At 72.7% G+C, this 6,262-nt stretch carries 7 protein-coding genes, 1 tRNA gene and 1 pseudogene; 3 read left to right on the top strand and 6 right to left on the bottom strand.

Annotated elements, in window-relative coordinates:
- Together B1L11_RS38385 and B1L11_RS38380 are read left to right on the top strand one after the other, a co-directional pair.
- Window positions 1–357: nucleoside deaminase (locus tag B1L11_RS38385; protein ID WP_079320156.1), on the top strand; the 357-nt coding region annotated here is incomplete at its 5' end.
- Window positions 358–418: 61 nt separating this feature from the next.
- Window positions 419–503: transfer RNA gene (locus B1L11_RS38380), tRNA-Ser, on the top strand.
- 80 nt (window positions 504–583) lie between these two features.
- Here the strand turns inward: B1L11_RS38380 and B1L11_RS38375 are convergent.
- The 6 genes and pseudogenes from B1L11_RS38375 to B1L11_RS38355 all read right to left on the bottom strand — a co-directional run bounded on the left by B1L11_RS38375 (window position 584) and on the right by B1L11_RS38355 (window position 4,452).
- On the bottom strand, window positions 584–835 hold the full coding sequence (locus B1L11_RS38375) for a hypothetical protein (RefSeq protein WP_143737854.1): 252 nt from the start codon (window positions 833–835) through the stop codon (window positions 584–586).
- Window positions 832–1,494, bottom strand: coding sequence for a tetratricopeptide repeat protein (locus B1L11_RS38370; protein WP_143737853.1), 663 nt, complete (start codon window positions 1,492–1,494; stop codon window positions 832–834). The genes B1L11_RS38375 and B1L11_RS38370 overlap by 4 nt, the downstream gene beginning before the upstream one ends.
- An 80-nt stretch (window positions 1,495–1,574) precedes the next feature.
- Window positions 1,575–1,784, bottom strand: a pseudogene (locus B1L11_RS55545) (tetratricopeptide repeat protein); the annotation flags it as partial.
- Window positions 1,778–3,148: an ATP-binding protein gene (locus B1L11_RS38365; protein WP_079320149.1), complete on the bottom strand. Its 1,371-nt coding sequence runs from the start codon at window positions 3,146–3,148 to the stop codon at window positions 1,778–1,780. The gene B1L11_RS38365 and the pseudogene B1L11_RS55545, both read right to left, overlap by 7 nt.
- A 90-nt stretch (window positions 3,149–3,238) precedes the next feature.
- Window positions 3,239–3,535, bottom strand: a complete 297-nt coding sequence (locus B1L11_RS38360; protein WP_079320148.1) for a type II toxin-antitoxin system VapB family antitoxin — start codon at window positions 3,533–3,535, stop codon at window positions 3,239–3,241.
- A 56-nt stretch (window positions 3,536–3,591) separates the two neighbouring features.
- Complete coding sequence (locus tag B1L11_RS38355; RefSeq protein WP_079320147.1) at window positions 3,592–4,452, bottom strand: neutral zinc metallopeptidase; 861 nt, start codon at window positions 4,450–4,452, stop codon at window positions 3,592–3,594.
- Window positions 4,453–4,714: 262 nt separating this feature from the next.
- On the opposite strand from B1L11_RS38355, the gene B1L11_RS38350 reads away from it, so the two are divergent.
- On the top strand, window positions 4,715–6,256 hold the full coding sequence (locus B1L11_RS38350; RefSeq protein WP_306291761.1) for a dolichyl-phosphate-mannose--protein mannosyltransferase: 1,542 nt from the start codon (window positions 4,715–4,717) through the stop codon (window positions 6,254–6,256).
- Window positions 6,257–6,262: the final 6 nt, after the last annotated feature.

The following is a 6,262-nucleotide window of genomic DNA, read 5'->3' as shown; positions in this document are numbered from 1 at the left end:
GCCGGACAGCCGCCGCACGGACGACCTTCTCCTCCTCGCGGACGAGGCGACCCCACGGCCCACGCCGAGGTGCTCGCCCTGCGCGCGGCGGCGGCGCGGATCGGCGACTGGCGGCTGACGGGCTGCACGCTCGTCGTCACACTGGAACCCTGCACGATGTGCGCCGGCGCGGCGGTCCTCGCCCGGGTGGACCGCGTCGTGTACGGCGCGGTGGACGAGAAGGGCGGGGCCGCCGGATCGCTGTGGGACGTCCTGCGGGACCGCAGGCTCAACCACCGGCCCGAGGTGGTCATGGGCGTGCTGGCCGACGAGTGCGCGGCCGTGCTGACCGAGTTCTTCTCGGGCCGCCGCGCCTGAGCCGGCGGGCGGACGGAAACGGATGCGCGCGCAGTGGTGTTCGTCCGGTAAGCTGCTGCGCGGTGGAGTCGCCTAGTGGCCGAGGGCGCACGCCTCGAAAGCGTGTGTAGGGCAACCTACCGTGGGTTCAAATCCCACCTCCACCGCTCGACTGAAGAGCCGCCGGTCCTGATCACAGGGGTCGGCGGCTCTTTCGCGTCCAGCGGCGCCCGTCCGGCACGGCCGGTCAGAGCGCGTTCGTCGCCCGGGTTCCGGTCAGCCGCCGCACGCCCGCCGCCACCCAGATCCCGGCCAGCCCGGCATACGCGGCGAGCAGTGCGGCGGAGGGGGAGGACAGGAGCACCGCCAGGGCGGCGGCCAGCCCCAGGAGGACCGCCCAGCCGTACAGGACGGCGCGGCCTCGGGGCGCGCTCGTGTGCGCCGCCTCCTGCACGGGGGTGATCAGCGCCATGACCGCCGCGCCGGCCACTCCGATCACCTCCTGACCGGCCACCACGCCCGTGACGAGCAGCGCCGCGCCGGCGGCCAGCAGGCAGCAGCACACGAGGGCCACCCGCGCTGCGTGCCCTCGAAGAGCAGCCGGGTGGCCCCGGCGCGGGCCAGGCGCAGGGTGGTGACCGCCTCGGCGACCCAGGCCGCCCAGTGCAGGAGCGCGATGAGCACGAACAGGGCGATGACCGGAGGCGCGACCGGCAGCAGGAACAGCATCCGCCACCCGCCGAAGAACGTGCCGCGCAGGCGCGCGAGCAGGCGATAGACGGGGTTGCGCCGCTTGAGCGCCGCCACCAGGAGGTCCCTGGCCTGGTCGAACCCCGGAGCCAGGCGGAGCACCTCGCGGAACGCGTGGGCGGCCTCGCCGGGCGAGCCGAAGGCGAGCTGCGCGCGTCCGTACGCCAGATGGGCCATCGCGCTCTCGGGGTCCAGCCCCACGGCCCGCGCGGCGGCCTCCTTCGCCCCGGCGGCGTCGCCGAGCATGGTGAGGGCCACCGCGAGCAGGCTCGCCAGGTCGACGTCCTCGGGTTCGAGGGCGAGCCCGTGGCGCGCCGCGTCGGCCGCCTGCGGCCACTGCTCGACGCGGACGTGCACCCGGGCCAGCAGCTCCCAGGCCGGTGCGTACTCGGGGTGAGCGCAAGGCACGCCCGTGCGGCGTCGGCGGCTTCCCGGGGCCGGCCCGCCCGGTGGTACGCCTGCCCGGCCACATAGTGCGGATACGAGCGGTCCGGCGCGAGCCGTACCGCTTCCACGGCCTCGTCGATCGCCTCGGCCGTCCTCCGCTGCTCCGTCAGCGCGACCGCGAGGAAGGCGTGCCCGTCGACGTTCTGGGGATCCTGCGCGAGCAGGCCCCGCAGCTCCCGCTCGGCCTCCGCCGGACGGCGCAGCGCCAGCAGCGTCCGCGCGCGCTCGATCGGCGCCGCGGCGGTCACCATCTGCCCTTGCCGCCCTTCTTGCCGTCGATCCACGGCATCAGCTCGTCCCAGGCGCCGGAGTCGTTGGCGTGCAGGACATAGTTGCGCGCCGTCCCCAGCCACTCCTTCACGGCCGTCGGCCTCGTCGCCTGGGCCACCGCGAGCAGGTCGTCCGTCGTCAGCGGAAGGGGACGGCCCGCGCTGATCGACTGGTGGAGCTTGGTCTCCACCGCGCGGTCGACCACGCCCTTGAGATCCGCTCCCACGAACCCGTCCGTGACCTTCGCCACCGCGTCGAAGTCCATCTCGGCCAGCGGTTTGTCGCGGCACAGAATGCGCAGGATGGCGGCGCGGGCCGCGGCGTCGGGCGGGGGCACGAACACCATCTGGTCGAACCGTCCGGGACGCCGGAACGCCACGTCGATGTACCAGGGCGCGTTGGTGGCCGCCAGCACCAGGACGCCCTCGTTGGCGTTCTCGTCCACGCCGTCGAGCTCGGCGAGGAACTGGTTGACCAGCTGCCGGGTGTGCGCCTGCCGCATGTCGGAGCGGCGCGCGGCCAGCGCGTCGACCTCGTCGAAGAAGAGCACGCACGGCCGGTTGCGGCGGGCCATCTCGAACGTGGCCCGCAGGTTGCGCTCGCTCGACCCGATGTACATGTCCAGGATGTCGGCCAGCCCGACGCTGATGAACGCCGCGCCGAGCTCGCCCGCCGCGGCCCTGGCCAGGTGGGTCTTGCCCGCGCCCGGAGGGCCGTACAGCAGCACTCCGCCGCCCGCCCGCTTGCCGAACGCGGCGAACAGCTCGGGCTGCTGGACGGGGAGCAGGAGCTTCATCCGCAGCGCCTCCTTGACTGCCTCCATGCCGGCCACGTCGGCGAACGTGACGCCGGAGCGCTCGGCCTCGGCGCCGTCGGCGGGGTCTGCCCCGGGGGAGTGCGGCGTGCCTGAAGGGGCGGCCTGTGGCGGGTGAGGCGTGGCGGGTTGCGGCGCCAGCCGGGCGGCCAGGTCGGGGTCGGCCAGCGAGGGATCGCGGGCGACCGCGTCGTGGTAGCGGCGCGCCGCCCCGGCCACGTCGCCCTCGCCCAGCAGTGCCCTGGCGGCGAGCAACCCGGCGCGCGGCGCGTGGCCGGGAGCCGCCAGGAGCGGTTCCAGCGCCGACAGCGCGGCGCCGTACGCACTCTGCCGCACGAAGGCCTCGGCGAGACCGGCGATTACGTCCGGGTCCTGGGGCGACAGCACGAGGGCGGCGCGGAACTCGGCCTCGGCCTCGGCGAGGTAGCCCTTGGACAGAAGCTGCTCGGCGAGGTGGCGCCGCAGGGGAAGGTTGTCGGGAGACAGCCGAGCCGCCTCGCGGAGGGCGTGGAGTCCGGCGTCGTCGAGCACTGCCCGGCTCCCTTCTGTCGGTGGCTGGTCAAGTCAAATGACCGTAAGGCTACCGAAGCAGTCAGACAGGCGATCTCACCCGGGGAGCGGCTAGTCCTGGAGTTCCAGCACGCGGGCGTGCAGCACCGAGCGCTGGTGGAGGGCGGCGCGCAGGGCGCGGTGCAGGCCGTCCTCCAGGTACAGCTCGCCCTTCCACTGCACCACGTGCGGGAACAGGTCGCCGTAGAAGGTCGAGTCCTTGGCGAGCAACGAGTGCAGGTCGAGCACCGCCTTCGTGGTGATCAGTGTGTCGAGCCGGACCTGCCTGGGCGGGATCTGCGCCCACTCGCGGGACGACAGTCCGTGCTCGGGATAGGGCCGTCCGTCACCGACCAACTTAAAGATCACGGTATGTAGTTTAGGAGACGACGCAAAGGTTCGCGCCCGAGGCTCTGCCGCGGGTCTCAGACGCTCCCGGAGAAGGTGTCGCAGCGTGCCGGGTCGCCCGACGAGTAGCCGTTGGTGAACCACTTCTGCCGCTGGGCGGAGGTGCCGTGGGTGAACGCGTCCGGGTTGACCCTGCCCTGGGCCTGCTCCTGGATGTGGTCGTCGCCGACCGCCGCGGCGGCGTCGAGCGCCTCCTGGATGTCGGCGTCGGTGAACGGCTTGGCGTAGAAGCCGGTGTCCACCGCGTTCTTGGCCCACACACCGGCGTAGCAGTCGGCCTGGAGTTCGAGCCGCACCGAGCCGCTCTCCGCGCCCTGGTCCTGGCCGACGCGGTTCATCGTGCCGAGCAGGTCCTGCGCGTGGTGGCCGTACTCGTGGGCGATCACGTACGCCTGGGCGAACGGGCCGCCCTTGGCCCCGAACCGCGACTGCAACTCGTCGAAGAACGACAGGTCCAGGTAGACGTGCTTGTCGTTCGGGCAGTAGAAGGGGCCGACGGAGGAGTCCGCGGCGCCGCAGCCGGTCTGCACCCCGCCGGAGAACAGGGTGGTCTTCGCGCCGGTGTACCCCTGGATCTGCTCGCTCCAGTACTTCTGGATGCTGTTGACGACGCCCACGACCCGGCACTTCTCCGACTGGTCGGCGTCGGCGCCGGTCTTGCACTGCGCGCTCAGGTCGCTGGTCGGCTGCAGGCCGGCGGGTTCGTCGCCGCCGCCCGTGATGTTCCCGGGGTTGACGCCGAAGATCAGGGCCACGATGAGGGCGATGATTCCGGCGGCTCCGCCGCCGATGGCCAGACCTCCGCCGCGGAACCCGCCTCCACCGCCGACGTCCTCGACCTGCGAGGCGTCGAGTTGCGCTCGGTCATCGAAATCCATCTGCGACGCTCCCGATGGCAGTGTTTCCCGCTTCGCTCGTCGGGGCGCTCACTTCCGCCGTCTTCCCTCGTCACGCTTGGTCGCTTCGCTCCCGCGCGTTCCTCAGTCCAGATCGGCGGCGCGCCCCTCCGGCTCGCTCGGTGTTTCCCGCTTCGCTTGCTGGCCGCCTACTGCCCAGGACGGCGGTGATCATGCCTGGAGGTCCGTCATGCCGGATCTGTCTTGCCCTGATCTTCGCGTTTTGCCGGGTTAGGATCACCGCGTGCCTCGGAGCGCCTTACCCCGGCTGGTGCCGCCGATGCCGGGCGGGCGGGTCGGCTGGCTCGGCCCGTTGGCCGTGGCCGCTTTCGGGGGGCTCCTCCGGTTCGACCGTCTCGATGCGCCGCACGCGTTCGTCTTCGACGAGCTCTACTACGCCAAGGACGCGTACTCGCTGATCACGTACGGCGTCGAGCGGCAGTTCGCCGACGGCGCGGAACAGACGATCCTGCGGGGCGGCACGGACGTGTTCAAGACGTGCGCGACGTTCGAGGAGTGCGCCGCCTACGTCGCCCACCCGCCGCTCGGCAAATGGCTGATCGGCGCGGGAGAGTGGCTTTTCGGCCTCACGCCCTTCGGGTGGCGGTGCGCCGCCGCGCTCGCGGGCACGCTCAGCGTGCTGGTCCTGGCGCGGACCGCCCGCCGGATGACCCGCTCGACCCTCCTCGGCTGCCTCGCCGGTCTGCTGCTGGCGCTGGACGGCCTGCATCTCGTGCTGTCGCGCTCCGCGCTGCTCGACGTCTTCCTCATGTTCTGGGTGCTCGCGGGCTTCGCCTGCCTGGTCGCCGACCGGGACGCGGCCCGCACCCGCCTTACGGAGTGGTACCGGACCTCCGCGTTGAACGGGCCCGCTCCCCGGCTCGGCCCGCGGCCCTGGCGGCTGGCGGCGGGGCTGTGCCTGGGCGCGGCGACGGCCACCAAGTGGACCGGCCTGCTGTTCGTCGTGGCGTTCGGGATCATGACGCTCGTCTGGGACTGCGGGGCCAGGCGCGCCGTCGGCCTGCGCCGGCCGTACCGGCAGGCGGTGCGCCTCGACTGGCCGACGGGCCTCGCCTGGCTCGGCGCCGTGCCGCCCGTCGTGTACGTCGCGTCGTTCGCCGGCTGGTTCGCCTCGGCCGGCGGGTGGGGCCGCAACTGGGACCGCGCGACCTCGAACGGCTGGGCCTACTTCGTCTTCGACTCGCTTCGCTCGCTGGTGGACTACCAGAGCCAGGTGTTCGGCTTCCACCAGGGGCTGAGCGCGCACCACGACTACCAGTCGGAGCCGTGGGGCTGGCCGCTGCTGCTGCGGCCGGTCGCCTTCTTCTACCGGTCGTCCCGCGGCACCTGCGGCGCGCCCTCCTGCTCGCAGGAGATCCTCGGGACCGGCACCCCGGTCATCTGGTACGGCGGGCTGCTCGCGCTGATCGCGATGGTGGTCTGGTATCCGAGGACCCGCGACTGGCGGGCGGGCGCCGTCCTGCTCGCCTACGCGGCGGGATGGCTGCCGTGGTTCTACTTCGCGCTGGCCGACGACCGCACGATGTACCTGTTCTACGCGCTCCCGGCGGTGCCGTTCATGGTCCTCGCGATCGTCCTGGCGTGCGGGCTCGTCCTCGGGCCGCAGGGCGCGCCGGCCGCGCGACGCTCCACGGGGGCGGCGGTGGTGGGCGCGTTCACGCTGCTCGCCCTGGTCGACTTCTGGTGGCTGTGGCCCGTGCTCACCGCCGTGCCCGTGCCGTACGACGTCTGGCTGAGCCGCATGCTGCTGCGCGGCTGGATCTGATCTGAT

It is taken from the genome of Microbispora sp. GKU 823, assembly GCF_002027145.1.
Lineage (GTDB): Bacteria > Actinomycetota > Actinomycetes > Streptosporangiales > Streptosporangiaceae > Microbispora > Microbispora siamensis.
Note: the sequence above shows the minus strand (reverse complement) of the source record. Positions and strands in the feature narration are given on the sequence as shown.